Origin of the sequence: Methanocaldococcus lauensis (genome assembly GCF_902827225.1) — an archaeon.
Taxonomy (GTDB): Archaea; AGJL01; Methanococci; order Methanococcales; family Methanocaldococcaceae; genus Methanocaldococcus; species Methanocaldococcus lauensis.
In genome coordinates this window covers 410596-436188 of record NZ_LR792632.1, presented here as the reverse complement: position 1 = coordinate 436188, position 25593 = coordinate 410596, and the positions used below count along the sequence as shown (strand labels likewise).

Here is a 25593-nt window from a genome sequence, read left to right as displayed (position 1 = left end):
TTATGGGGGAGTATCCCAATAGAGGGAGCGTAGCCCCCTCTATGGTTACTCTCCCTTTAAAGCCTTTTGTAATGAAGTAATTAACCCAGAAATAAAGAATAAGACAGAGAATATTATTATTAACTTCCCAGCATCTGTTTTTGGAGTTATATCTCCATAGCCAACTGTTGTTATAGATATTGTTGTGAAATAAAAAGCATCAAAAAAATTGTTTATTGCTGGATTTACATCTGATTCGGCAATCCATATTAGACAGGAAGAAATAAAGCAAATTATTAATAGTGATAAAAAGTTAATTAATTCTGGATTTTCTTTTAATCTCCTCAACTTAATTATTCTTAGTAGAATTAAAATTCTCAGAATATTTATTACTCTTAGCCCTAAAAATGCTTTTGAATAAAATAACTGCAAAGAATATAGTAGAAAAGCAAGTATAACTATGGCATCAACAATATTATAAACATCTTTAAAAAATTTTGTTTTGTCTTCAATATAATAGAAGTTGTATATAAACTCAAAGGTAAAGAACATTATAGAGAGATAGTCCAACTTTATTAACAAATCTTGATATGGGGGGTTGTAAGTTGATAGTATAAAAGAGATAACAATCTCCAATGTAAAAATTAAACTTAAAATTTCTATAATTTTTTTCAACTTTATATCTTTCAAATTCATTTAAATCCCATTTTAGTATTTTTTATATCTAATAAATTAATTGGTGATAACTGATGGAAATTGGTATTTTAGATATAAAAGGTTCTTTGCCACTATTTGAAGATTTTGGTAACTTACCTACAAAAATTATTGATGAAAAAAATTACAAAGAAATTAAAGATTTAGAAGTTTTGATAATTCCAGGAGGTAGTTTAATAGAGAGTAATTCATTAACCAATGAGTTAAAGAAAGAAATAGTCAATTTTGATGGATACATTATAGGAATATGCAGTGGCTTCCAAATCTTATCAAAAAAAGTAGATGTTGGTAGAAAAAGCACTATTCCCATTTTTAGAGAAGGTTTAGGGTTGTTAGATGTAGAATTTTATCCATTGGTTTGCACTGATAGAGTTAAATTTGAATTAAAAAAATCTATCTTTGGAGAGGGATTTGGAGAAGGTTTTCACTGCCATACTTATGGAGACATTAAAATAGTTGATAAAGAGACAAAAATTTTAACGGTATCTAAAGTTAGAAAGTTAAATTATAAGATAAATGAAGAAAAAGATATAATTTCTGGGGTTTTTAAAGGAAAAGTCTTTGGAACTATGGTCCATAACTTTTTAGATAATGAATTTATTAGAGACAATTTTTTAAAGCATTTGAATGTTGAAGAAGATGAGAAGGAAGAAATTTTTACAAAAAATAAAATAGTAAAAGAGAAATTAAAAAAGAGAGCGTTAAAATATAGAATAAATCCTAAATTATATCATAAAGAGGATAAATCAAAAGACAAAAACAAAAAGTATGGAATTGTATTATTATCTACATCATCAAACAGTGGAAAAACATTTTTAACTACTGCAATATCTGGAAAATTAGATGGAAAGGTTTTTGTGGCTAAAATTGGGGGAGATATTAGAGATATTGTTCCAGCTCTTTATTTACTAAGAGAAAAGATGACAAAATACAACAGCATAAAAATTGGTGAGAGAGGTTGGGTTGATGTAAATGAATTTTTAGAATATGTAAAAAATTCAGAGTATAAATATATAATTGTTGAAGGAGTTATGGGAGCTTTTACTGCCGCATTTAAAAATCTATCTTCTTACCAAATTGCTAAAAAACTTGGATTTCCTGTTTATATTATAAGTTCCTGTAATTTAAGTGGAATTGAAGGAGCATTTATTGAATCTATCTCTTATTATAATCTACTTAAAGATATTGGGATAAAAGTAGAAGGAATTATTTTGAATAAGGTATATGATTGGAATATCTTTAATAAATTAAAAGAGTTGGCAGAAAAGTATAACATTAAACTTTATGGAGTAGGAAAAGTATCTAATGAAAGTAGAGGGCTTATTCCAGAGATAGAGATTGACTACGAAAGTTTTTGCAAAAATGCACTTAATGTTGATTTAAATATAGATATTCCAGAAGTAAATTTAAAAGATAAAAGCATAACAAATATAAATGAAGAAAACGATAATTTTTTAGCGATGTTAGATAAATGGATAAAAAGAATATTTAATATGAGGGGAATATAATGGATATACTTGGAGGATTTTTTAGTTTAATCTGGTGGCTATTGTTTTTTTATTTACTTATGGCACCGCAAATACAGTATAAACAATTACAACTCGCAAGGTTAAGACTCCTTAAAGAGATTTCAGATAAAAGAAATTCAACGGTAATTACATTAATACATAGACAAGAGAGTATAGGATTCTTTGGAATACCAATATACAGGTTTATATCAATAGAAGATAGTGAAGAAGTTTTGAGAGCTATAAGGTCTGCTCCAAAAGATAAACCAATAGATTTAATTATACACACTCCTGGAGGTTTAGTTTTAGCGGCTACACAAATAGCTAAAGCGTTAAAGGCACACCCAGCAGAGACGAGGGTTATAGTCCCACACTATGCGATGAGTGGGGGAACCTTAATAGCCTTAGCGGCAGATAAAATAATTATGGACGAAAATGCAGTTTTAGGGCCTGTAGACCCACAACTTGGACAGTATCCAGCTCCAAGTATTGTTAAAACTGTTGAGCAGAAAGGTGTTGAAAAAGTAGATGATCAAACATTAATATTAGCAGATATTGCTAAAAAAGCAATAAATCAAGTCCAAAATTTTGTATATAATTTATTAAAAGATAAGTATGGAGAAGAAAAGGCTAAAGAACTATCAAAGATATTAACAGAAGGTAGATGGACTCACGATTATCCAATAACTGTAGAGGAGGCTAAAAAACTTGGTTTGGATGTAGATACAAATGTCCCAGAGGAAGTTTATGCATTGATGGAGTTGTATAAACAGCCAGTTAGACAGAGAGGAACTGTTGAATTTATGCCTTACTCAAATGCTCAAAGTAATAAGGTTAAGTAATATTTTCTTTATATATTATTATTCTTTTTTAATTTTGTTGTAATAAGATTAAAATCAAAAGTAAAAAATGTCAGAAGTAATATGTAGTAATATTATCCTAAAATTTAAAAAATCTACTTTCTTGTAGCTTGATAAATATGGATTAAATCGCTTAAAATGGCTGATGCTGTCTCTATTGGCCCTGCTCCTCTTCCAACAACTACGACCTCTTTTGCCAAATCTGTTTCAAACATTGCCACATTTAAAGTTCCTTTAACATTTAGTGGGCTATCAATTGGAATAAGCATTGGCTCGACAATTAAGTATTTATCCTTAATTTGACCAATAAGTTTTATTGTATATCCTCTTTTATTTGCTAAAAATATTGCCTCTGGAGTTATTCTGCTAATTCCTTTAACTTTTACATCTTTTATAGTTTTATTCATTCCCATAATTGAGTTTGCTAAAATAACTATCTTTGCCGCAGTATCTAAACCTTCAATGTCTTGAGTAGGGTCAGTTTCAGCTATCCCCAATTCTTTAGCCTCTTTTAAAATAGTTTCAAAGTCTAATCCCTCTTTTTCCATTTTTGTTAATATATAGTTAGTAGTTCCATTTAATATTCCTCTTATTGATAAAATTTCATTTCCTGCTAATGTTTCTTTGGCTAAGTTTATTATAGGCATTGCTCCTCCAACTGATGCCTCGTGTCTAAAAATAACATTGTATTTTTTTGCTTCTTCAATTAACTCTTTATAACATAAAGCTAATGGCCCCTTATTAGCTGTCACAACATGTTTTTTATTTTTAAAACTCTCTAATATGTGGGTTTTAGCAGGTTCTCCTGTCTCTAAGTTTGAGGGTGTTACTTCAACAACTACATCGGCATCAACATTTCTTATAACGTCTATTGAACTCATCTCTCTACCTTTTTCTGGATAATTTATAATTTTTCCTGTTTTTTCTTTAATATCAATTGCCTTTTTTAAATCTAAACCATTCTCGTCAATTGCCGCTCCAGAACTGTCTGTTATTGCTACAACTTTAAACTCCTCAAAGTTTTCCTTTAAATATTCCCTCTTTTCATACAAAACTTTAGCTACACCCTTACCTATAGCTCCAAATCCAATTATGATAATGTCCATCGTCTCACCAAATAATAAAATTTAGAGTATAGATTTTATAAAAAACAAATTTTTTTCTTTTTCCAATTTATCAAATAAATAAAAAAGTTCATTTATTTTATCTTTGTCTATTATAATCCTCATAATTGCCGAAGATTCCTTATCTGGATGTGGCATAATTAAATCTAAATCCTCTACGAGTCCAATTTCGTTTATTCTATCTATTGTATCTTTTATGTCAGTATCTACAACATGCCCAATAACTACGACATCCAAATAAACCTTTTTATTCTTTCCATCAATTTTTTTAATTATTGCTCCTTCTTTTTCTAAATCTTCTAAAATTTTTTTTAATTTTTCAGAATCTTCAACATCAATAACTATTCTAACAGGAACTTTACCTCCTCTCTTATCTTCTCTTGAATGAATTACACTTATTATATTTGCTCCATACTTTGATATTGGTGTTAAAACTTTTAACAACTCTCCTGGTTTATCTTTTAATTCAATATCTATGGTTATCATATTTTACCACCAAATATCTTTAACTCCCAATTTATAGGCAATTATATTTCCAAGTAAATGAACAAATAAAGTAATTAAACAAATTGTAATTATCATCTCATGAGGTATTGGTGCTAAGATATAACCAAAGGCAATTGCCCCAATTACAAAATCAAGTTGATCTAATAGAGGGGCTGGTCGTCCTCTCTCAATATTTAATCTCCTTTTTATAAAACTTCCTACAGCATCTCCAACAATTGCTCCAGTAGATAAAAAGAATGCCAATATAACATGGTCTAAAACAGTGCCATAAAAATCTAAGCTTCCAAAAATATTAAAATCCACTAAAATTCCCTGTATTAAACCAACCAATGTTCCACAAAGAATTCCAAAAACACAACCTCTATATGTTACTCCATCTCCTATTAACCTTTTGCCATCAATAAAATTTTTTCCTAAATCTACTGGTGTGCCTCCTCCAAATATACATGCTGATGCATTAGCCACATACGCTGGAAGAATATACCACAACGATTCAAACAACAGCTTATAGAACATTCATCTCCCCTTACTTAATAATTTTATAATAATAGGCGTTAGAATTTAATAAGTAAAAAATTTTCATATCCCCTATAAAATATTATCCGTGATAATATGGAATGTTCTATCTGTGTTCATACATCAAAAACAAAAAAGATTATTGACTATAATGGTAAAAAGATTTGTATAGATTGCTTAACAATGTTAAAGTATCCTCCAAATTTTGAAAAGATGAAGGAAGAAGTTGAAAATATTTTATACAATTTAAAAAAAGGAAATAAAAAATATCATTGTATTTTAGCCTTTTCTGGAGGAAAAGATAGTGTTTTATCTCTAAAATTATTAGTTGAGAAGTTTAAATTAAATCCACTGTGTGTTATGGTTGATAATAAATATATTGCCAATGAAGCAATAGAAAATGCCTTAAATGTAACTAAACATTACAATGTAGATTTGGTTATATTAAATAGAGACTTTACAAATTTATTTGAGGATGCCATAAAAAGAGGAGAAAGCCCTTGTAGAAGATGCTCAAGATTAATATTAAGAGATGTTTGGAGAGTTGCCAAACTATTGAATATAAAGTATATAGTAACTGGTCACGAACTGCCTTTTGGACACTCGGCAATAAGAGATATGAAAGAGGGTATAAAGATGATAAGATTATTAACCCCATACAAATTTAAAGAGGAGGAAAAATACAAAATGCTAAAAGATCTTCCTTGGAAAAAACCAAATTTGGGTGGTTATACTACAAACTGTTTAGTTTTAGGATTGGCACTAAATAGATTTTTTGAAAAATATGGGTTTAGTTTTGAGATTAATAGAATAGCAACACTCGTTAGATTAGGTTTGTTATCAAAAGAAAAAGGTAAAAAATTATTAGAAAAACCAGAAGTTCCAGAAGAAGTTTATGAAGAACTAAGAAAGAGAGGATTAAAGATATAAAATAAAATGAGGGATATAAGTATGAATATAATAACGATAAATGAAAATGGATTTTTAGATAAAATTAAAGGAAAAAAGCCATTATTTACTTGCGTAATTTCTTCTATTGAAACCACAACATATATTCCAATATCTGGCGTTCATAGAGATGTTATTAAATATACCCCAGCGGCAGATGTGGAACTTGTTTTCTGTGGAAAATCTTTAACTTTAAAAACTCCTCCAATAGATTCAACAGGCTCACCTACACCAGCAATTATTACAAGGAGTTGTGTTGAATTAAAAAATATAAAAAACTTACACATAGATGCTGGAGCCTTTATAAAGCCAAAAATTCCATTTATTGAAATTGACTATAAACCAACGGGAAAAATAGAAGAAGGTAAAGCAATGAACAACTCCAAGGAATTATTTAAAAAAGGTTATCTATTAGGGAAAAATTTGGAGGCGGATATTTTAATTGTAGGAGAATGCGTTCCTGGGGGAACTACAACTGCCTTGGGTGTTTTGTTAGGTTTGGGCTATGAGGCAGAGGGAAAAGTTAGTTCTGGCTCTGTAAATAATCCACACGAGTTAAAAATAGAAGTTGTAAAAAAGGGATTAAAAAAAGCAAATATAAATAAAAATTCATCTGTTTTTGATGTTTTAAATGCAGTTGGAGATAAGATGATGCCAGTAGTGGCAGGATTATCTATAAGTTTTGCTGAAAGAAACAAACCAGTTATATTAGCTGGTGGAACTCAGATGAGTGCTGTTCTTGCTGTTATAAAAGAAATTAATAAAGAGATTTTAAAAAACAATTTAATAGCTATAGGAACAACAGAATTTGTTTTAAATGACAAAAAAGGAGATTTAAAGGGAATAGTAGAGCAAATTTGGGATGTTCCTATATTGGCATCTAAATTTTATTTCGAAGATTCAGAAATTGAAGGTTTAAGAAATTACTGTAAAGGTTCTGTAAAGGAAGGTGTGGGAGCTGGAGGAATAGCAGTATATAGTATAGTTAATGGATTAAATTCATATATATTTAAAACTCACATAGAAAATAAATATAAACAATTATTTAAATTAGCCCAATATCTCTAAGATTTTTGCCTTAACTTTACCTTTTCCTCCTCTTGGCTCCACCAATACTTTTCCACAAGTTAAACATTTAACTACAGTTGCTGGACTTCCAAATACTATCTGCTCATTGTTACATTCTGGACATTGAACTTTTAAGAATTTACTTCTTGGTTTTGGGATTAAGTCCATCATCTCCCCTCTTTCATGTTTTACTTAAAATAGTTTAAAGAATTTTTTTCACAAAATTATTTTTCAACTATCTCAAATCTTCCTGATCTAAAGCAACCATTAGCTTTTGTGTGCATTTTTCCACATTCTGTACATTTAAATCTTAAATCAATTTTTTTAACTGGCTTGGATCTGTCTGGTAATGGTCTTGGGAAACCTCCATAACCTGCTGTAACTCTTCTGAACTGTCTCTGACCCCAAGTTAATTCACTTGGTTTTCCTTTTTTTGCTTTTTCCACTATGTGTATTGTGTGTTTTTTACAATATGGGCAGTATCTTCTAATCTTCTTTGGCATCTTCATAACTTTCACCTATCTTTGAGACAATGTTGTGTTTTTGTAAAATATTAACTATTCTTTTATTTAGTGAGATTACATCATTTTTATTTAAGTGATATATAAAAGTGCCGTCTGTGAAAGGAGGAAAGTTTTTGTCTATCTTTACAACATCAATATCGTTAGTTGTATATATAGATTTTGGTATATCTATTATTTCATTTTCTTCTTCAAGTTCTTTAATTTTTACTTCAACAACAATATTTTCAATAGCATTTATAATATTTTCCTCTTCTGGAAGTAAATACTCTCTACTTTCATCTAAATACATGGCTTTGTATATTCTCAACTTTCTAAGTTCTTTAAAATAGTATTTAACTCTATCAATTTCAATTTCATCATTTATTTCATTTATATATTTTCTAATGTCTTCATAAAAATTGTCAGGTAGTTTTAATAATTTGTCTGATTTAATTTCTTCAAAAAAATAATTTTTTAAGGAGTTATAAATATTACTCATAATCTCACATTAGCTTTCGATTCTTGGAGCTAAGAGGAATGTTAAATTAACTCCTGCCAAAGAATATTCTATTTTTACAGGCATATCTGTTCCTAAGTAAATTTTAATAATGTCTCCTTTACTAACTCCTTTAACCATATCCACTAAATAATCTAAGTTAAATGCACTCTTAGATTCTTCTGTTACTTCCAAACTAATTATAGCCGAACTGTCTTTCTCAAAAACTGCTTCAATTTCATTTAAGTCTCCTTTTGCTTGCACAACGAATTTATCTTCATCAGCTTTTAAAATTACATAATCACTAAATAAATCAGCATCTTTTAAAGCCTCTTTAAAGGCATCTCCTTTAATCATTATAACATTTGGATACTCTATTTCAGGAACTTTGACTGATGATGAACTTATATCCAACAATGCCAAACTGAATTTTCTCTTACCAGTATTTTCAAAAATAACATTTAATCTGTTCTTTTCTTCATCCAATTCTAATATCAACTTATCTTTTGATTTAGCCCTATTCATGACTTTTTTGAAAGCCTCTAAATCAATTCCAATATCATGAGAATCTGCTTCATACTCTTCAAATGCAAATCTTGGAATTTCTAAACTTACTAATGCTACGTGACTTGGATCCATCGCCGCGGCTTTAACACCCTCTTCATCTACCTCAAAGCAAATCTCATCTAAAAGTGTTGCTACAGTATCAACCACTTTTTTAAACTCTTTTGCACTTTCTAAAACTCCCCTAAACATACTTTATCACCAACTAAAATATTCAAGTGATTTAGGTAGTATTGTTTTAGTATTTATAAGGTATAAAAACATTTTTATATTCCTTTTCATTCTTTTAAGTATTGCTTAGTTTTGATACTACTACAAAATGCAATCAAAAATAATTTATATTCTTTCTTATAATCTTTATGTATTAAATAGTTTTACTATGACAAAGTCCTATAAATTACTTTTCTAAACTCTCTATAACTATAATAAATTTTGGGATATAAAATGATAGAAAAACTCGCTGAAATTCGAAAAAAAATTGATGAAATTGACAGTCAGATATTGAAGTTAATTGCTGAAAGAAATAGCTTAGCTAAGGATGTAGCTAAAATAAAAAATGAGCTTGGTATTCCTATTAATGATCCAGATAGAGAAAAATATATATACAATAGAATAAGAAAACTTTGTAAAGAACATAATGTTGATGAGGATATTGGCATAAAAATATTTCAAATATTAATTGAACATAATAAATTCCTTCAGAAAAAATATCTACAGGAAACACAGCATAAAAATAAAAAACTTTAACCGGGTGAGAGAATGGGAAGAATTAGGCAAGCATTAATTAAAAGAACTTCTATGGAATTAATTAAAAAATACAGAGATTTATTTACAACAGATTTTGAAACTAACAAAAAAGTTTTAGAAAAAGTTGCTGTAATATCTACAAAAAGATTAAGAAATAGAATCGCTGGATATATAACACACAAAATGAGACAGCTCCAATAAAGGTGACGTTATGTTTAAGGGAGTTTATCCCGCAATTATTACTCCTTTTAAAAATAATGAAATTGATTATAATGGATTAGAAGAAAATATAAACTTTTTAATTGAAAATGGTGTTAGTGGAATCGTAGCTGTTGGAACTACTGGCGAAAGTCCTACACTATCATATGAAGAGCATAAAAAAGTTATTGAAAAGGTTGTAGATATTGTAAATGGTAGAGTTCAGGTAATTGCAGGAGCTGGTTCAAACTGCACAAGAGAGGCAGTAGAATTATCAGTATTTGCTGAAGATGTTGGTGCAGATGCTGTTTTATCTATAACTCCATACTATAACAAACCTACTCAAGAAGGTTTAAGAAGACATTTTAGTAAAATATCTGAATCTATAAACATTCCTATTATTTTATATAATGTTCCTTCAAGGACTTCTGTTAATTTAGAACCAAAAACCGTTAAAATGTTAGCTGAAGAATACAGCAATATTTCAGCAGTTAAAGAGGCTAATCCTAATCTTTCTCAGGTTTCTGAATTAATATATGATGCTAAAGTTACAGTTCTTTCAGGAAATGATGAATTAACCTTACCAATAATTGCGTTAGGTGGCAAAGGAGTTATAAGCGTTGTAGCAAATATCGTCCCTAAAGAGTTCGTTGAAATGGTTGATTCTGCCCTTAAAGGAGATTTTGAAAAAGCAAGAGAAATACACTACAAACTCTTTCCATTAATGAAAGCAATGTTTATTGAGACTAATCCAATTCCAGTTAAAACTGCTCTAAATATGATTGGAAGACCAGCAGGAGAGTTAAGACTTCCTCTGTGTGAAATGAGCGAAGAACATAAGAAAATATTAGAAAATGTTTTAAGAGATTTAGGCTTAATTTAATATTATTTATTTCCAATTTACCTTATGGTGAATTAATATGAACGAAAAAACTATTGAAAAGATAAAGAAGGAAGCTGAAGAAATAATTAATAAATTCAGCGAAGTTTTAGAAAAATATAACTTAGAGATGGAAGAAAGTTACTATATTATTGACAGCAGAAATGTTCTTAGAGACGATGAAGCAGTAGAAAGCAATCCCGAATTTAGAGAAAATTTCCTAAAGATAGCTCCTAAGGCAAATAAAGAAGGTTATATTGTCGTAGAAAAAGGTAGCTGGTTAAAATAAAAGTATATATAATACCTATCACTATTACATCTTAACAATTTACTTCTAAAAGTTTTATAAATAGAAAAAAATAATATAGAGGGTGATACTATAAAGAGGAGTTCAAGAAGATGGAAAAAGAAAGGTAGAATGAGATGGAAATGGTACAAGAAAAGATTAAGAAGGTTAAAGAGAGAAAGAAGACGAGCAAGATCATAATAAATCTATATTTTTTATTTTTTAGGCGTAACATTATTATTTAAAAATTAATTTTTCATTTTGATTTTCATTTTATTTTTTAATTATTTTTAATTTTTATCTGATAATTTATTAGTAAATTTGAATAAATAATTGTGAGAGAATGAAAGTTGAAGGATTAACTAAAAAAATTATGGAAAATTTAAAGGAACCAATAACAATTAAAGAACTTGCTAAAAAACTTAACATTCATCCTAAAAACTTAGATGTTAAAATTAGAGTTTTAAGAGATTTAGGATTGGTAGAGACAAAAAAAGGTAGAAATGGCTGGGTTAGATTATCAAAAGAAGGATTATACTTATTAGAAAAAGGAGAAATTAAATTAAATTCTTTAAAATTGCAGATAGTGGCTAAGGATAGAATCGGGTTGTTAGCAGATATTACATCAAAAATCTCAAAAATTGGTGGAAACATAACTTCAACAATTCTTGAAAGAGATGGAGAGGATGTTATCATATACTTAATTGTAGAAAATGTAGAGAAGGAAGAAATAGAAAACGCATTAAAGGACATTGTTAAAAAATTCTCAATTATATGGTGAAACATTATGATAGAAGTTGAAATTAAAGTAAAAATTGATAATAAGGATGAAATAATAGAAAAATTAAAAAAATTCGGATTTAAATTTATTAAAAAGAAATTTCAGGAAGATATTTATTTTAATGGAATTGATAGAGATTTTAGAAAAACTGATGAAGCTTTAAGGATTAGAGATGATGATGGAACTTTTTTTATCACATATAAAGGACCAAAGTTAGATAATATCTCAAAAACCAGAGAAGAAATTGAAGTAAAAATTGAAGATAAAGAAAAGATGAGATTAATTTTAAAAAAACTTGGATTTAAAGAAGTCCTTCCAATAAGAAAAATTAGAGAAATATACAAAAAAGGTGATATTATAGCAAGTATTGATAATGTAGAAGGATTAGGATTATTCTTAGAATTAGAAAAATCAATATCTGACTCTGAGATTACCAAGAAAGATGAAATTTTAAATGAACTATTAGATTTACTGAAAAGTTTAAATATCAGTAAAGATAAGATTATTAGAAAATCATACTTGGAATTAAGGGGAGAGTATGGAAAAATCTAAATCAAAATTAAATAAGAGAAAGTTATTGGCAATATTTGTAGCCATAGTTATGATGCTTTCTATAATTCCTGTATTCCTAATAGGGCTTTAAAACATCAAGAAATATAATTAAGATTTTGCTTATTAGTTAAAATCAGAAAATAAAAATTCAAGAGATTAATAATTATCACTAACTTTTATTAATTAGAAATATTAATATCGATATTAAAAAAATTAATCACTTAAAATAACTTTTGATTCTTCCTACTAATTCTCTCAAATCATTTATATTAGATGCCCGAATATCCTTTTTTTGAGGGAATTTTAAAATAATTTCATCAAATATATTTGTATTTTGTGGTTTTTTCATCATATAATAGTATTTTGCTATGCAGTTAATTCTCGCAGTAATAAGTTCGCTTAAATATGTTAAACACATTTCTTCAGTAACAAGACCCATATAGTTGTTTTTATCATCGTGTTTTAATAGAGCTATACCTACTAAAACTTCAATTATATCAAATTTAACGAGTTCCTTAGAATTCTGTTGCTTCTTTTTTAACTCATATAAATAAATTGCTAAATCTCTAATAGAGTCCCAAGGTAAATTTAAATTAACCTTATCTAAATCTTCTTTTTTTAATTTCCATAAAGGAACTTCCTTATCATCTAACAATACTGGATATTCTAAACAAAATTGATATAAAACTTCATAAACATCCATATTTTTCACTTAGTTTATTTTATTTTTGTTTAATATTCATTTTCTATAAAGTTCTTAATAAGTTTTAAACCTAAATCTGGAAATTTCAATTTGTCAGACTTTGTCAATATACTCTCAGGATGAAATTGAACTCCTTCAATTGGCAACTTTTTATGTCTAACTCCCATAATATAATTATCATCCAAACTTTTAGCAGTTATTTTTAACTCTTTTGTTACTTCTTTTGCTATTAATGAATGATATCTCCCCCCATAAAAAGGATTTGGTATATCTTTAAAAATACCTTCGCCATCATGTTTTATTAAACTTGCTTTTCCGTGCATGACTCTATTTGCCCTATCAACAACCCCTCCAAAAGCCTCAACAATACATTGATGTCCTAAACAAACTCCTAATATTGGAACATCAACCTCTTGAATTATTTTTATACAGTTTCCAGCGTCTTTTGGAGTTTTTGGACCAGGACTTATAATTATTCTATCTGGATTTATTTTGTTAATTTCCTCTAAGGTTATTTTATTATCTACTAACTTAACTTTATGCCCCAAAGTTCCTACATATTGAACTAAGTTCCAAACAAAAGAATCTACATTATCTATAATTAAAACTCTCTTAACTTTCATTCTCTTCAAACCTCCTTAATAATTAGTATTTAACAAAATTAAAAATAATAAACTCAATAAAGATTAAATTTAAAAATAAGGAGATTTTTTATTTATAATTAACTACAACCTACAATTAATTATACTCTATCTTATAACTTATAATTTTTTAATCAATTACCATTTATTGTCGCTAAGAAACTCTGCTTTAGGGCGGTGATGAATTCAGATGAAATCTTTCAGATTTCATTACTCTCCTTGCGAAGCAAGGAGATAGGGGAGGTGGGTGAGTTGTATATACTCAATTAATTGATTATTTTATGAGGGAGTCTTAACGAGACCTGATGACACATCGGCGACGATGGGTAGTAGGGTGTTCCCTATGGGAACCTCCGCCCCTTTAGGGCGGAGGAGGTCAGCATTACATCCTACCAGGACAATTTATTCCTAACAACATTAATCCAGTTTCCAATACATTTTTAGTGCTTTTGACTAACGACAATCTTGATTTTTTGATATTTTCATCTTTAGTCATTAAAATTGGACAATTTGCATAAAATCTATTGAATGTTTTGGCAAGTTCTAACAAGTAATTAGCCAAGATATGCACTTTTCTATTCTCAGCACTTTCTTTAATAATATCTTTAAACTCATTTAACATTTTAATTAAACTTTTTTCTTCATTAGTTAATTCATAGTTAAATAAAGGTTCATCTTTAATGTTCTTATTTTCTGCCTCTTCCAAAATTCTGCAACATCTTGCGTGGGCATACTGTATAAATGGACATCCTACTTTTTCAAAATCTAACGCCTCATCCCATTTGAATATCATTGGCTTTTCTGGAGAAATTCTTGCAATGTTATATCTAACTGCCCCCAATCCAATATCATAGGCTATTTTTTCATCTACTCCTCTTTTTTTACACTCTTCCTTAGCTCTCTTTATAGCCTCCTCTAACAACTCATCAGCACTAATAAATCTACCTTTTCTTGTACTCATTGAACCTTCTGGGAGAGAGATAAATTCATAAAATATAACTTCTGGAACTTTACTACCTAACAATTTTAATGCTGCTTTAACCATTTCAGCAGTTAATTTGTGATCAGCTCCCAATACATCTATTCCAATGTCACACTTTGATAGTTTATCCAAATGATAAGCAATATCTCTTGTTGAATACAAACTTGTTCCATTAGCCCTTGCTAAAACCATTTTCTTTTGAATACCGAAATCTGACAAATCAAGCATATATGTATCTTCTTTAATTACCTTACCAGTCTCCATTAACCTTTTTATAACCTCTTTAACCATTCCATTTCTTACATAAGAGCTTTCCCAAACAAATGTATCATGCTCAATATTTAAATTTTTTAATGTCTCTTTTATTCCATCCAATGCATAATTAACTGCAAATTCAAATTTTTTGACAATTTCATTATCTTCATTCCTCTCCAAAGCATTTTCATATTCTCTCATTAATTCAAGGATTTTTTCCTCTTCCTCTGGATGTTCTTCCAAATACTTATTAATTTTTACATAAGTTTCAGCAATTGCATTATCCTTCTTCTTATTTTCATCTAAACCAAACAACTCTATACCATAAACCACTAAAGCCATCTGCCTACCCATATCATTTACATAGTAGTGAGTTTCAACATCATAACCATAAAACTCCAATATTCTTTTTAAACAATCTCCAATAATAGCATTTCTCAAATGCCCTATGTGTAAAGGTCCGTTAGGATTTGCAGAAGTATGTTCTAAAATAATTTTTATTCCCTTTTTGTCTCCTCTTCCATAATTATGTCCTTCTTTATTAATCTCCTCTGTTAAATCTTTACCTAATTTATTATAATCAATATAGAAGTTTATATATCCATTAACTACCTTTATTTCTTTAACACCCTCAATATTCATACTTTTTAACTTATTTCTTATACTTTCGGCAATCTCTTTTGGACTTTTCTTTAATTCTTTAGCCAATTTAAAGCAAATATTAACAGAATAATCCCCTAATTCTAAATTTGGAGGTTCATCTAATTTTATATCTATTTCTTTTTTTAATTCTTCACTAATTACTTTTTTTAATGCATTTATAATATTACTTTTAACATCCATATTCTTCCCTCTTCTTATTTATTATCAATTAAAATTCATCAATTTAAATCCTAAATTAATTTAATTTATTGACAGAAAATTTTATATATGATTATGCAATATAAAAACTCTCGGTGTTGTGTGGGCTGGTAGCTCAGCCTGGGAGAGCGCCGCATTGGCTGTGCGGAGGCCGCGGGTTCAAATCCCGCCCAGTCCACCATTTTTTAAATTCTATTTTTCTTTTATTGAGTTATATATTTTTTGAATAAATTCAACTTTTTTAATTACATCTATAGAATCTTTACCTAATACTCTTATCATTGGCTCTTTTCCTAAACCTCCTTTGTCGTAAATAATATCTGGAACTTTACCAATTTTTTTACATGCTATAGTAGTTCCCCACTCCATTGTTGAAACATTTGGAGGCTCCTCACTCCTATCAAATGAAGAAATTATAAATTTATCTTTAAATTTTTCTTTTAATGTTTTTATTAAATCTTCGTCATATTTTATATTCATACAACTTCTTATTTTAGGATTAAACTTAGATGCAGATAAAATTATCTTTGCAATGTGTTCAGAAGCCCCAAATTCTATATCTCCTACTACATAAAATCCTCCAAGTTTATTTTTTATAATTCTACCAGTTAGAGATGCTATATCATTAAAATCCTTTGGTAGTGGTAGAGATTCAGCAATATTACTCCCAACTTCTGGTATTAAAGTAAAATTAATCTTTTTTAGTAAGTATATAGCATAACTTAAATTCTTTATAACTGTCTCTTTATTGATATAGGTAGGATTGGAATTATAACCATATTTTGTTTTTTTAGCATATATAATTGAGGAGAGTATAAAATTCTTTGCCTCTTTAATGGCATCTTCCAATTTATATCCTTTTGATAAAAATGCTGTTATTGCCGTAGAATAAACGCATCCAGTTCCATGAACTTCCTTATTTATTTTAAATCCTTTAAATATATTTATAGTTGTAGAGTTTCTTTTTAAAATATCATCAATTCCTGTAATTAAGATATATAAATCTTTTTTAAGATGGTAATTTTTATTTTTTACAAATTCCATAATTTTATTATACTCTTCTCTATTTGGAGTTATTAAGTAAGATTTATTAAAGAGTTCAATATACTTATCCATTAATTTTTCATCAACAAAATTATATTTAGTTGTAGATGCAAGAACTGGATCGCAGATAACTTTTAAATCGTATTTATCAATATATTTCAGTAAAATATCTATACTCTGAGAAGTTAAAACTCCAGTTTTCACATACTCTATTTCAAATTCTTCAAACACTGATTTAAATTGATTTTCTATATTTTCCTTTGATAGATCATATTTTTCATAAACCTCTTTATTTGTTTGAGGAATTATTGAAGTAATTATAGATAGACAATAAACTCCTAATGTGTGAGATGTTTTTATATCCGCTGAAATTCCTGCCCCACCAGTAGGATCATAGCCCCCAACAGCCAATATTACCATTAAACCCACCAAGTTATAAAGATTTTACATTGATTTCTCTTAAACATTTCATAATCCTATTTATATTTTTTTCTAAAAAATTAATTTTCTCCAAATCTTCTTTAATATCTTCTTCTTTAATTTCTCCACTGGATATTTTATTTTTAAGTTCATCAGTAGTTTTTACGCCATATTTTTTCAAAATTTCATTTAATTCATTTTCAAGTTCATTTAACTCTTCTAAAAATACTTTTTTCATAGATTTTATTATTAATTTTTCCATAATTATCCCTCACTATAGAATTCTATTAAATCTTCTAATTTTTTCAATGCCTTTCCTGAGTCAATTGATTTTTCTGCCAACTTTATACCTTCCTCAACATCTTTAGCAACCTCAGAGATATACAAAGCAAATGCAGAATTTAATACAACAATGTCTCTTTTAGCCCCAGTTTCTTCCCCTTCCAAAATATTTCTAATTATCTTGGCATTCTCTTTAGCGTCTCCTCCTTTAATATCTTCTAATTTAGCTCTTTTTATACCAAAATCTTCTGGCTCAATATAATAACTTTTTACCTCTCCATTCTTTAATTCAGATATTTTTGTTCTCCCTACTGTTGTAATTTCATCCATTCCACTACCATGAACAACTAACGCCCCTTTTAACCCCAAATTTTTTAAAACATAAGATAATTTTTCAGTTAAATTTTCATCATAAACTCCCATTAATTGATAATTTGCATTTGCTGGATTGGTTAAAGGCCCTAAAATATTAAAGACAGTTCTAATTCCTAACTCTCTTCTAACTGGTGTAGCATACTTCATTGCTGGATGAAAGTTAGGGGCAAATAAAAACCCTATTCCTATTTTTTCTATTGATTCCTTAACTATCTCTAATGGAACATTTAAATTAACTCCTAACGCCTCCAAAACATCTGCACTACCACTTTTACTACTTACAGATTTATTTCCATGTTTAGCCACTGGAACATATGGAGAGACGACAAAAGCTGTGGCTGTGCTTATATTGAATGTGTTTAAATTATCTCCACCAGTTCCACAAGTATCTAACAACTTAGGAACTTTTGGATTTATCTTTAATGAAAATTCTCTCATAACTTTTGCAAAAGATGTTATTTCTTCAATAGTCTCTCCTTTCATTCTTAAAGCGGTTAATAAGGCGGCTATTTGAGTTGGCTTTGCAATTCCTTCCATAATTTCTTTCATAACTTCTTCTGCTTCATTTTTATCTAAATCTTTAAATTCTACAACTTTTTTTAATGCCTCAGTAATAGACATAAATATCACCATTCAAATTTTTAGTAAGAAATAATAGAAAGTTAATTATATGTATATATCTCCCCTTTTTGGAAATCTTACCAAACATTATAAACATTTATATAAAACTAAGTAGTTAAATACTTATGCAATTTGTTGCTAATAGAAACATTGAAAACGGTGATATTTTTGTTATACAATGTAGATGAAAGATTTGAAATTAAAGATATTGTTGCAAGAGAGGTTATTGATTCAAGAGGAAATCCAACAGTTGAGGTAGAAGTAATAACAAAAGGTAAAGGTTACGGTTCAGCTATTGTTCCAAGTGGAGCATCAACTGGAACACATGAGGCATTAGAGTTGAGAGATAAAGAACAAAGATTTGGAGGAAAAGGAGTATTAATGGCTGTTGAGAATGTTAATTCTATAATAAAACCTGAAATAATAGGTTATGATGCAAGAATGCAGAGAGAAATAGATAATATAATGATTGAATTAGATGGAACTCCAAATAAATCAAAGTTAGGGGCTAATGCTATATTGGCTGTTTCTTTGGCAGTTGCTAAGGCGGCGGCATCAACAGCAAAGATTCCTCTTTATAAATACTTAGGAGGATTTAACTCTTTTGTTATGCCAGTTCCAATGATGAATGTTATAAATGGAGGAAAACATGCTGGAAATGATTTGGACTTACAAGAGTTTATGATTATGCCTGTTGGAGCCCTATCAATATCTGAAGCCGTAAGAATGGGCTCAGAAGTTTATCATGTATTAAAGAAGGTTATTGAAGAGAAGTATGGTAAAAATGCTATAAATGTTGGTGATGAAGGAGGTTTTGCTCCTCCATTAAAAACCTCAAGAGAGGCTTTAGATTTACTAACTGAAAGTGTTAAAAAAGCTGGTTATGAATGTGGGGAAGATATTGTCTTTGCCTTAGATGCTGCAGCTTCAGAGTTTTATAAGGATGGTTACTACCATGTTGAAGGTAAAAAATTAAATAGAGAGGAATTGCTAAATTATTATAAGGCGTTAGTTGAAGAATATCCTATTGTTTCAATTGAAGATCCATTCCACGAAGAAGATTTCGAAGGATTTACAATAATAACTAAAGAATTGGATATTCAAATTGTTGGAGATGACATATTTGTAACAAATGTTGAAAGGTTAAGAAAAGGTATAGAAATGAAGGCTGGAAACGCCTTACTATTGAAAGTTAATCAGATTGGAACTTTAAGTGAGGCAATTGATGCGGCAAATTTAGCATTTAGAAATGGATATGGAGTTATTGTCTCACATAGAAGTGGAGAAACTGAAGATACGACAATAGCAGATTTAGCAGTGGCATTAAACTCTGGGCAGATAAAGACAGGAGCACCAGCAAGAGGGGAGAGAACAGCAAAATACAACCAGTTAATTAGAATAGAGCAAGAGTTAGGAATAACGAAATACGCTGGAAAGAAATTTAGATGTCCATTCTAATTTATTTTTGCTTTATTTTTAATTTTTAAAATTATAATTTTTAAGATTAATTTGTTATTTATTTTTTGATTATTTTTATTTTGTATAAGGTGAAATTATGGACTTAGAAAAGTTAATAAAAATTGGTGAAAAAGAAGGTTTTGAGACAGAAGTTTTTTTTGAAAAATCTTACTATACAGGAGTAGATTTAGATGGAAAGAGTGTAGATAGTTTTCAAACAGAGGTTGATTATGGTATTGGAGTTAGAGTTCTAAAAGATGGTAAAGTTGGTTTTGCCTATTCTAATAGATTTGATGAAAGTATTGTTTATAGAGCTATGAAGAACTTAGTAGAAGATAGATATACTAAATTTGCAGAGCCACAAAAGTATAAAGAGCCAAAAGGGATTTATTACAAGGAAATCCTAAAGTTAGAGGAGGAAAAACTATTGGGATATCTTATAACTATGAGGGATATTATTTTAGACAATAATGCCACTGTTTTGAGTGGAGGAGTTTCTAAATCAGTAGGTTATGTAAGAATAATAAACTCTAATGGCGTAGATGTAGAATATGAAGATACTTATTTTTCAGCATCAATATCAATAATGTATGAAGGAGAAACTTCCTATGAAGGAAAAACAGAGCATAATATTTTCAATGTCGAAGAAATTAGTTACAAGGCATTAGATTTGGCTAAAAAATCAGCAAATGGAAAAAGTATTTCATACAAAGGAAATATTATTTTATCTCCAAGAGCCTTGCGTGAGTTATTGGCATATACATTGGTGCCAGCATTTAGTGCTGAAAATGTTCAGAGAGATAGGAGTATTTTAAAAAACAAAATTGGAGAACAGATTTTTAATGATTGTATAACGATAGTTGATGATGGAACTTTGGATTATGGTTTATATTCTTCAAAGTGCGATGATGAAGGAACTAAAACACAAAGAACTGTATTAGTGGAAAATGGAATTTTAAAAAATTATCTATATGATATAAAAAGGGCCAATAAAGAGGGAAAGACATCAACTGGAAACGCTTCAAGAGGTTATAGTTCTCTCCCATACATATCTCCAACGAACTTTATTATTGAGAAAACCAACAATAGTTTAGATGATTTTGATGAATATATTTATATAAATGGAATTATTGGTTCTCATACTTCAAATCCAATTACAGGAGATTTTGCCGTTGAGATTCAAAACTCATACTATTACAAAAATGGAGAAATAATTCCACTTAAAAAAGGAATGTTTGGAGGAAATATATTTGAGATGTTTAAAGAGGCTATTCCTTTAAATGATGTAGAACAGAGAGGTAAGTTAATTTCTCCTTCAATAGTTTTCAAAGGAGAAATAGTCAGTTAATAATTTTGTTTATTTTATTCTTTTTTATTCTTTTAATCTTTCCTTTAAATAATCTACTAAATCATCTATTCTAACTCTAATCTGCTCTCTGGTATTCCTCTCTCTAACTGTGACAGTTCTATCTTTTAATGTTTGTCCATCTACTGTTATACAAAATGGAACTCCAATTTCATCAGCCCTCATATATCTCCTACCTATAGCTCCACTGTCATCATATTCAGCTATAATTCCATTATCTCTAAGCATCTCTTTTATCTCCATGGCTATCTTTGGCATATCTTCCTTATTAACCAATGGTAAAACATATGCCTTTATAGGAGCTATTGACGGTTTTAAATCTAAATAAACTCTATCATCTTCCTCTCTATATGAATGTTCTAATAAACAGTAGGTAATTCTATCGATTCCAAATGATGGCTCAATAACATGTGGAATAACTTTCTCTCCTTTAATTACTTTTTTAACCTTTTTTATTTCAACATAATCTTTTAAAATTTCAAATTCTTTCTCATTAATTTTTATAACTACTTTACCATCTTTTTCAATATTTTTAACAAATTCTTCTTTCTCTTTTTCACTTAAATTGTTTATATACTCTTCAATTACTTTTGTATCTTTTTTAAATATCCTTCCAACAACTTTATAATTTAGATTTATTTCATAAGTTTCTATCTCTTTTTCCTCATCAAACTCAACAAATATTGATAATTCTACACCACTATGGTAAGAATGACTTCTTAAATCGTAATCTGTTCTATCGGCAATTCCTACACACTCAATCCATCCAAACCTCTCTGTGTATATCTCAGCATCCCAGCAGTCTATTGCATAGTGAGCCATTTCGTTTGGCAAATGCTGTCTAAATCTAATTTTATCTTTATCAATTCCAATATTTTCTAAGAATCTCTTTGTTAAAGCTATAAAGTATGCAATTGTTTGATGCCTTATTATTCCTTTCTCAACGGCCTCTCCAATACTCATTTTAATTATTTTCTCTTCCTCTGATAACTTCTCATCCATCTGCCTATCAGCTGGTAGTAATGGAACTATTTCATCCTTAACTAAATCAAATTTTTCATGCTCTTTTCTTTCTGGATGGACAAAGTATTCAATCTCTGCCTGGGTGAATTCTCTCAACCTTATAACTCCTTGCCTTGGAGAAATTTCATTTCTATAACTTTTACCTATTTGAACTACACCAAAAGGTAATTTATTTCTAAAAAATTGTGCTAATCTTTTGAATTGAATAAATATTCCCTGTGCTGTTTCAGGTCTCATATAACCAGTTCTCTTTCCTCCTGGCCCTATAGAAGTAACAAACATTAAGTTGAATTTCTTAACCTCTCCAAGCTCTCCTCCACATTTTGGACATCTTATATTATACTTTCTAATTAATTCTTCCAATTCTTTCAAAGTCTTCCCTTCAGTATCTACATCTACAAACTCTTCAATTAAATGATCTGCCCTAAAACTTTCTAAGCAATTTTTACATTCTACAATTGGGTCTGTGAAGTTATCTACATGCCCAGATGCTTTTAAAACCTCATAAGGAGTTACTGTTGGACTCTCAATCTCATAAAATCCTTCTTTTACAATAAATATTTCTCTAAATTTTGATATTATGTTATTTTTTAGTAAGCATCCTAATGGTCCATAATCTACAAATCCAGCAATTCCTCCATAGATTTCAAATGAATTCCATAAGTATCCTCTTCTTTTAGCCAAATCCATAATCTTTTCATAAATATCTTTTTCCATTTTTTCACCAAAGTATAGTTTTTCCAGAGTCTATTCTATCTAATATAAATATCATTAATGACGAGGCAATTAAATCAGCAGTAGTTCCGGGATTTAATTTATTCCCATCTTTTGCTAAATAATTATCAAATTCTTTAACTTTTTGTTCATTAAAGTTTTTTAATACATCTTTAGCCATTTTAGAAACTTTTAATGCTGTTTCAAAACCTTTCTTTCGTGCAATTAATGTATCAGGATATTCTGCCAATATGTTTAAAAATGTTTTCGTTACTGCTAAGTTGATATTATTTAACTCCTTATAATACTTTTTTAATAACTCATAACCTTCAAATGAGATTTTAAAGTTATCTACCCATTCTTTACTTATGTTATCCCATTCTGCGGATATTTTATAAACATCTAAAAGAGTTAATCCTTTCTCTATAAGTTCTCTTTTTGCATCTTTTGAAGATACATCAGGGCCTTTTTTTGGCTTATCAACATAAGCCATTGCTATATTTATAGCATCATAAACATTTATTGCATCTTCAACAGTTGTATTTTCAGATATTTTCTTTAAATTCTTTTTTAGTTCATTTTTATTAAAATTGTCTAACTTTCCAGAAGCCATTGCTATTGGTATATGCAACATTATAATTCCTAAATTAGCATTAGTTGGAGACCACTTCCTACTCTCAATTACCGCCTTTTTTATATATAAGCCAACATTTTTATCATCTTGTGATGCTTCATAAACAACATTTCCAAAGGCAATTCCAGAATTTATAAAGTGATGATACTTTATATCTCTATAATCCCTATTTCTATGGACATTTCCAGGTTTAAAAGAACTAACTTCTAAACAGCAGGCAATTTGTGAGGCTTTCATAATATCAAAAGGATTCATTTTTTCACCAAAATTTATTTATATGTAGGAATATATAAGTTACATATAATTCAATTGGGTGAAAGTATGAATGTAGTTGGGCTAATGCTCTATATTTATGTTGGATTTTTATCATTCTTTCTTGGAATGATTCCTATATACTATTTTATAAAATACTCAAAGTTGGAAAGGGACAAAATAAAAAACAATGCAATAATCCAATATAGGGAAAATCTTAAAAATCTTATGCCAAAGAGTTTTAGAAATTTAGTAATATCCTTCTTATTCATCATAGTCATAATAACAGTTGTTAATATTTTTGTTTTTAAACTCTATACTTTTGCCTTAATTATGGATATAATATTGTTTATTTTAATGTGTTTTGTTGGATTTTATAGATTTCCAGTTTATATCTCCAAAGATGGATTTTATTATGGAAGATTATATACTTGGAGAGGTTTTGAAGGTTATGAAAAAGTTGGAGATAAAATAAAACTAATTGGAAAAAAATATATTTCATCAGATGTTTATCTAAAAGATGATAAAAAACTCGAAGAAGTTCTTAAAAAACATTTCCATTAAAGAGGGAATTTTATGGATATTGAATTACTATTGTTTTTATTTTTCTTTCCTTGTTTTCTCATTGTAATTTTTATTTTCAGTCCAGATGGAATTTTAGATTTATTTTTATATATTAAATATAAAAAAGCAAAAAAAGATTGGCATTATATAACATCAACTAAGTTGGGAATGTATATAGGTAGATGGATTTTTATGTTAATAATGATTTTTATTCTTTTATCTATCTCATTTTATCTTTTAATAAATATAAATCATCCAGATACAAAAATGGTAATTCTTTCAGTTGTATTTATGTCAATTTTTACTATTTTTGATGTATTTAACCCAACATCTGGAAATGTTGAGTTTTATAAAGAAGGAGTTATTGTATATTTTGAAATATTTAATTTCTTAAAACCATTTTTAAATTACTATCTACCATTACCTTGGAAATTTTTTAAAGGTTATAAGGTAAAATCTAAAAATAAAAGAAAATATATTATTTTAATCCCAAAATCAAAATTATTTTTTAACATCTATATAATAGACAACGATAATGTTGAAGAAATCATTAAAAATTATTTAAATCCTATTCAATAAGAATTTTTTAAACTCCTCAAAAGCTTTTTTTCTATGAGATATTTTACTTTTCTCCTCTGGAGTCATCTCAGCAAATGTTCTATTCTCTCCCTCTGGAATAAATATACTGTCATAGGCAAATCCATATCCTTTACTTCTTATTTCTTCTGAAACTTTCCCCCTAACTACTCCTTTAAACAATTTTACACCATTTTCATCGCAATAACCAATAACAGTTTTAAAATAAGCGTTTCTATTATCTTTATCTTCCAACAATTTTAAAATTCCTTCATTACCAATAGTTTCTTGAACAAACTTAGAATATGTTCCCGGAAATCCTTTTAAAACTTCAACAAAAAAACCACTATCTTCAACAATAACTGGCTTTTTTAATATATTATAAACCCACTCTGCTCCAAATTCAGCAACTTCTTCTAAAGTTCCTTGAATTTCAGGATATTTTATTTTTATTTGCTCAATTTCTACATCTTTTAAATCTTTTAAAATAATATTAGCCTCTTTAATTTTGTGAGGATTTCCAGTGGCAAAATAGATTTTCATAATTATCACCAAAATTTTTAAAGGATGTCCCCCCAGTTTAACACTCTC

The 25593-nt window shown here is 28.6% G+C and carries 31 protein-coding genes and 1 tRNA gene; 15 read left to right on the top strand and 17 right to left on the bottom strand.

Annotated features, from left to right (window positions below; genetic code table 11):
* Positions 1–45 precede the first annotated feature (45 nt).
* Entirely contained in the window at positions 46–675 is a 630-nt protein-coding gene (gene mvp / locus KMP69_RS02510; protein WP_214400385.1) for a hyperpolarization-activated voltage-gated potassium channel, read from the bottom strand.
* A 53-nt stretch (positions 676–728) separates the two neighbouring features.
* On the opposite strand from mvp, the gene KMP69_RS02505 reads away from it, so the two are divergent.
* Positions 729–2201 carry a nucleotide-binding protein gene (locus tag KMP69_RS02505; RefSeq protein WP_214400384.1) on the top strand — a complete coding sequence of 491 codons (1473 nt, stop codon included), beginning with the start codon at positions 729–731 and terminating at the stop codon, positions 2199–2201.
* On the top strand, positions 2201–3043 hold the full coding sequence (locus tag KMP69_RS02500) for an SDH family Clp fold serine proteinase (RefSeq protein WP_214400383.1): 843 nt from the start codon (positions 2201–2203) through the stop codon (positions 3041–3043). The genes KMP69_RS02505 and KMP69_RS02500 overlap by 1 nt, the downstream gene beginning before the upstream one ends.
* 113 nt (positions 3044–3156) lie before the next feature.
* Here the strand turns inward: KMP69_RS02500 and KMP69_RS02495 are convergent, their stop codons facing one another.
* Genes KMP69_RS02495 through KMP69_RS02485 form a run of 3 tightly spaced genes read right to left on the bottom strand, consistent with a single transcriptional unit; the run spans position 3157 to position 5208 of the window.
* A complete protein-coding gene (locus KMP69_RS02495; protein ID WP_214400382.1) occupies positions 3157–4167 on the bottom strand; it encodes a homoserine dehydrogenase in 1011 nt (336 codons plus the stop codon).
* Positions 4168–4188: 21 nt separating this feature from the next.
* On the bottom strand, positions 4189–4671 hold the full coding sequence (locus KMP69_RS02490; RefSeq protein ID WP_214400381.1) for an ACT domain-containing protein: 483 nt from the start codon (positions 4669–4671) through the stop codon (positions 4189–4191).
* Positions 4672–4674: 3 nt separating this feature from the next.
* Positions 4675–5208, bottom strand: coding sequence for a CDP-2,3-bis-(O-geranylgeranyl)-sn-glycerol synthase (locus tag KMP69_RS02485; protein WP_214400380.1), 534 nt, complete (start codon positions 5206–5208; stop codon positions 4675–4677).
* Between the two features lie 96 nt (positions 5209–5304).
* Here KMP69_RS02485 and KMP69_RS02480 point away from each other — a divergent pair, with 96 nt between their 5' ends.
* Both KMP69_RS02480 and cobT read left to right on the top strand, forming a co-directional pair.
* Entirely contained in the window at positions 5305–6138 is an 834-nt protein-coding gene (locus tag KMP69_RS02480; RefSeq protein WP_214400379.1) for a phosphoadenosine phosphosulfate reductase domain-containing protein, read from the top strand.
* Positions 6139–6159: 21 nt separating this feature from the next.
* Complete coding sequence (gene cobT / locus KMP69_RS02475) at positions 6160–7224, top strand: nicotinate mononucleotide-dependent phosphoribosyltransferase CobT (protein ID WP_214400378.1); 1065 nt, start codon at positions 6160–6162, stop codon at positions 7222–7224.
* On the opposite strand, the gene KMP69_RS02470 is transcribed toward cobT, so the two are convergent.
* The 4 genes from KMP69_RS02470 to KMP69_RS02455 are packed head-to-tail and all read right to left on the bottom strand — an operon-like array spanning position 7207 to position 8979.
* On the bottom strand, positions 7207–7392 hold the full coding sequence (locus KMP69_RS02470; RefSeq protein WP_214400377.1) for a 30S ribosomal protein S27e: 186 nt from the start codon (positions 7390–7392) through the stop codon (positions 7207–7209). The genes cobT and KMP69_RS02470 overlap by 18 nt on opposite strands.
* A gap of 56 nt (positions 7393–7448) precedes the next feature.
* Positions 7449–7733 (bottom strand): 50S ribosomal protein L44e, encoded by a 285-nt coding sequence (locus KMP69_RS02465; protein ID WP_214400376.1) that lies wholly within the window; start codon positions 7731–7733, stop codon positions 7449–7451.
* Positions 7711–8217, bottom strand: a complete 507-nt coding sequence (locus tag KMP69_RS02460) for a DNA replication complex GINS family protein (protein WP_214400727.1) — start codon at positions 8215–8217, stop codon at positions 7711–7713. The genes KMP69_RS02465 and KMP69_RS02460 overlap by 23 nt, the downstream gene beginning before the upstream one ends.
* A gap of 18 nt (positions 8218–8235) precedes the next feature.
* Positions 8236–8979, bottom strand: coding sequence for a DNA polymerase sliding clamp (locus KMP69_RS02455; RefSeq protein WP_214400375.1), 744 nt, complete (start codon positions 8977–8979; stop codon positions 8236–8238).
* Positions 8980–9231: 252 nt separating this feature from the next.
* On the opposite strand from KMP69_RS02455, the gene KMP69_RS02450 reads away from it, so the two are divergent.
* The 6 genes from KMP69_RS02450 (at position 9232) to cyaB (ending at position 12231) form a co-directional block, all read left to right on the top strand.
* Positions 9232–9534 carry a chorismate mutase gene (locus KMP69_RS02450; RefSeq protein ID WP_214400374.1) on the top strand — a complete coding sequence of 101 codons (303 nt, stop codon included), beginning with the start codon at positions 9232–9234 and terminating at the stop codon, positions 9532–9534.
* A gap of 12 nt (positions 9535–9546) precedes the next feature.
* Positions 9547–9735 carry a 30S ribosomal protein S17e gene (locus KMP69_RS02445; protein ID WP_214400373.1) on the top strand — a complete coding sequence of 63 codons (189 nt, stop codon included), beginning with the start codon at positions 9547–9549 and terminating at the stop codon, positions 9733–9735.
* Between the two features lie 10 nt (positions 9736–9745).
* Entirely contained in the window at positions 9746–10615 is an 870-nt protein-coding gene (dapA, locus tag KMP69_RS02440; protein ID WP_214400372.1) for a 4-hydroxy-tetrahydrodipicolinate synthase, read from the top strand.
* A 37-nt stretch (positions 10616–10652) separates the two neighbouring features.
* Positions 10653–10901, top strand: coding sequence for an Asp-tRNA(Asn) amidotransferase subunit GatC (gene gatC / locus KMP69_RS02435; protein WP_214400371.1), 249 nt, complete (start codon positions 10653–10655; stop codon positions 10899–10901).
* 340 nt (positions 10902–11241) lie between these two features.
* Complete coding sequence (locus KMP69_RS02430; protein ID WP_214400370.1) at positions 11242–11679, top strand: Rrf2 family transcriptional regulator; 438 nt, start codon at positions 11242–11244, stop codon at positions 11677–11679.
* A 6-nt stretch (positions 11680–11685) separates the two neighbouring features.
* Positions 11686–12231, top strand: coding sequence for a class IV adenylate cyclase (gene cyaB, locus KMP69_RS02425; protein WP_214400369.1), 546 nt, complete (start codon positions 11686–11688; stop codon positions 12229–12231).
* Positions 12232–12448: 217 nt separating this feature from the next.
* Here cyaB and KMP69_RS02420 read toward each other — a convergent pair whose 3' ends face one another.
* The 3 genes from KMP69_RS02420 to argS form a co-directional block, all read right to left on the bottom strand.
* Positions 12449–12934, bottom strand: a complete 486-nt coding sequence (locus KMP69_RS02420) for a hypothetical protein (RefSeq protein ID WP_214400368.1) — start codon at positions 12932–12934, stop codon at positions 12449–12451.
* A gap of 29 nt (positions 12935–12963) precedes the next feature.
* On the bottom strand, positions 12964–13557 hold the full coding sequence (locus KMP69_RS02415; protein ID WP_214400367.1) for an anthranilate synthase component II: 594 nt from the start codon (positions 13555–13557) through the stop codon (positions 12964–12966).
* Positions 13558–13957: 400 nt separating this feature from the next.
* Positions 13958–15655 (bottom strand): arginine--tRNA ligase, encoded by a 1698-nt coding sequence (gene argS, locus KMP69_RS02410; RefSeq protein ID WP_214400366.1) that lies wholly within the window; start codon positions 15653–15655, stop codon positions 13958–13960.
* 122 nt (positions 15656–15777) lie between these two features.
* Between argS and KMP69_RS02405 the strand changes: the two genes are divergently transcribed.
* A tRNA-Ala gene (locus KMP69_RS02405) sits at positions 15778–15854 on the top strand.
* Positions 15855–15865: 11 nt separating this feature from the next.
* Here KMP69_RS02405 and KMP69_RS02400 read toward each other — a convergent pair.
* The 3 genes from KMP69_RS02400 to trpD are packed head-to-tail and all read right to left on the bottom strand — an operon-like array spanning position 15866 to position 18415.
* Complete coding sequence (locus KMP69_RS02400; protein WP_214400365.1) at positions 15866–17137, bottom strand: bifunctional hydroxymethylpyrimidine kinase/phosphomethylpyrimidine kinase; 1272 nt, start codon at positions 17135–17137, stop codon at positions 15866–15868.
* 13 nt (positions 17138–17150) lie between these two features.
* On the bottom strand, positions 17151–17399 hold the full coding sequence (locus tag KMP69_RS02395) for a hypothetical protein (RefSeq protein WP_214400364.1): 249 nt from the start codon (positions 17397–17399) through the stop codon (positions 17151–17153).
* 2 nt (positions 17400–17401) lie between these two features.
* Positions 17402–18415: an anthranilate phosphoribosyltransferase gene (gene trpD / locus KMP69_RS02390; RefSeq protein WP_214400363.1), complete on the bottom strand. Its 1014-nt coding sequence runs from the start codon at positions 18413–18415 to the stop codon at positions 17402–17404.
* A gap of 168 nt (positions 18416–18583) precedes the next feature.
* On the opposite strand from trpD, the gene eno reads away from it, so the two are divergent.
* Both eno and KMP69_RS02380 read left to right on the top strand, forming a co-directional pair.
* The gene (eno, locus tag KMP69_RS02385; protein WP_214400362.1) at positions 18584–19873 is read left to right on the top strand and encodes a phosphopyruvate hydratase; all 1290 of its coding nucleotides are present in this window, start codon (positions 18584–18586) and stop codon (positions 19871–19873) included.
* Between the two features lie 97 nt (positions 19874–19970).
* Positions 19971–21221 (top strand): TldD/PmbA family protein, encoded by a 1251-nt coding sequence (locus KMP69_RS02380; RefSeq protein ID WP_214400361.1) that lies wholly within the window; start codon positions 19971–19973, stop codon positions 21219–21221.
* A gap of 24 nt (positions 21222–21245) precedes the next feature.
* Here KMP69_RS02380 and glyS read toward each other — a convergent pair whose 3' ends face one another.
* Both glyS and KMP69_RS02370 read right to left on the bottom strand, forming a co-directional pair.
* Complete coding sequence (gene glyS / locus KMP69_RS02375) at positions 21246–22979, bottom strand: glycine--tRNA ligase (protein ID WP_214400360.1); 1734 nt, start codon at positions 22977–22979, stop codon at positions 21246–21248.
* Positions 22980–22983: 4 nt separating this feature from the next.
* On the bottom strand, positions 22984–23865 hold the full coding sequence (locus tag KMP69_RS02370) for a triphosphoribosyl-dephospho-CoA synthase (RefSeq protein WP_214400359.1): 882 nt from the start codon (positions 23863–23865) through the stop codon (positions 22984–22986).
* A 66-nt stretch (positions 23866–23931) separates the two neighbouring features.
* On the opposite strand from KMP69_RS02370, the gene KMP69_RS02365 reads away from it, so the two are divergent.
* Positions 23932–24426, top strand: coding sequence for a hypothetical protein (locus tag KMP69_RS02365; protein ID WP_214400358.1), 495 nt, complete (start codon positions 23932–23934; stop codon positions 24424–24426).
* Between the two features lie 12 nt (positions 24427–24438).
* Positions 24439–25005 carry a hypothetical protein gene (locus KMP69_RS02360; protein ID WP_214400357.1) on the top strand — a complete coding sequence of 189 codons (567 nt, stop codon included), beginning with the start codon at positions 24439–24441 and terminating at the stop codon, positions 25003–25005.
* Here the strand turns inward: KMP69_RS02360 and KMP69_RS02355 are convergent.
* Positions 24988–25545: an XTP/dITP diphosphatase gene (locus KMP69_RS02355; RefSeq protein ID WP_214400356.1), complete on the bottom strand. Its 558-nt coding sequence runs from the start codon at positions 25543–25545 to the stop codon at positions 24988–24990. The genes KMP69_RS02360 and KMP69_RS02355 overlap by 18 nt on opposite strands.
* Between the last annotated feature and the right edge of the window lie 48 nt (positions 25546–25593).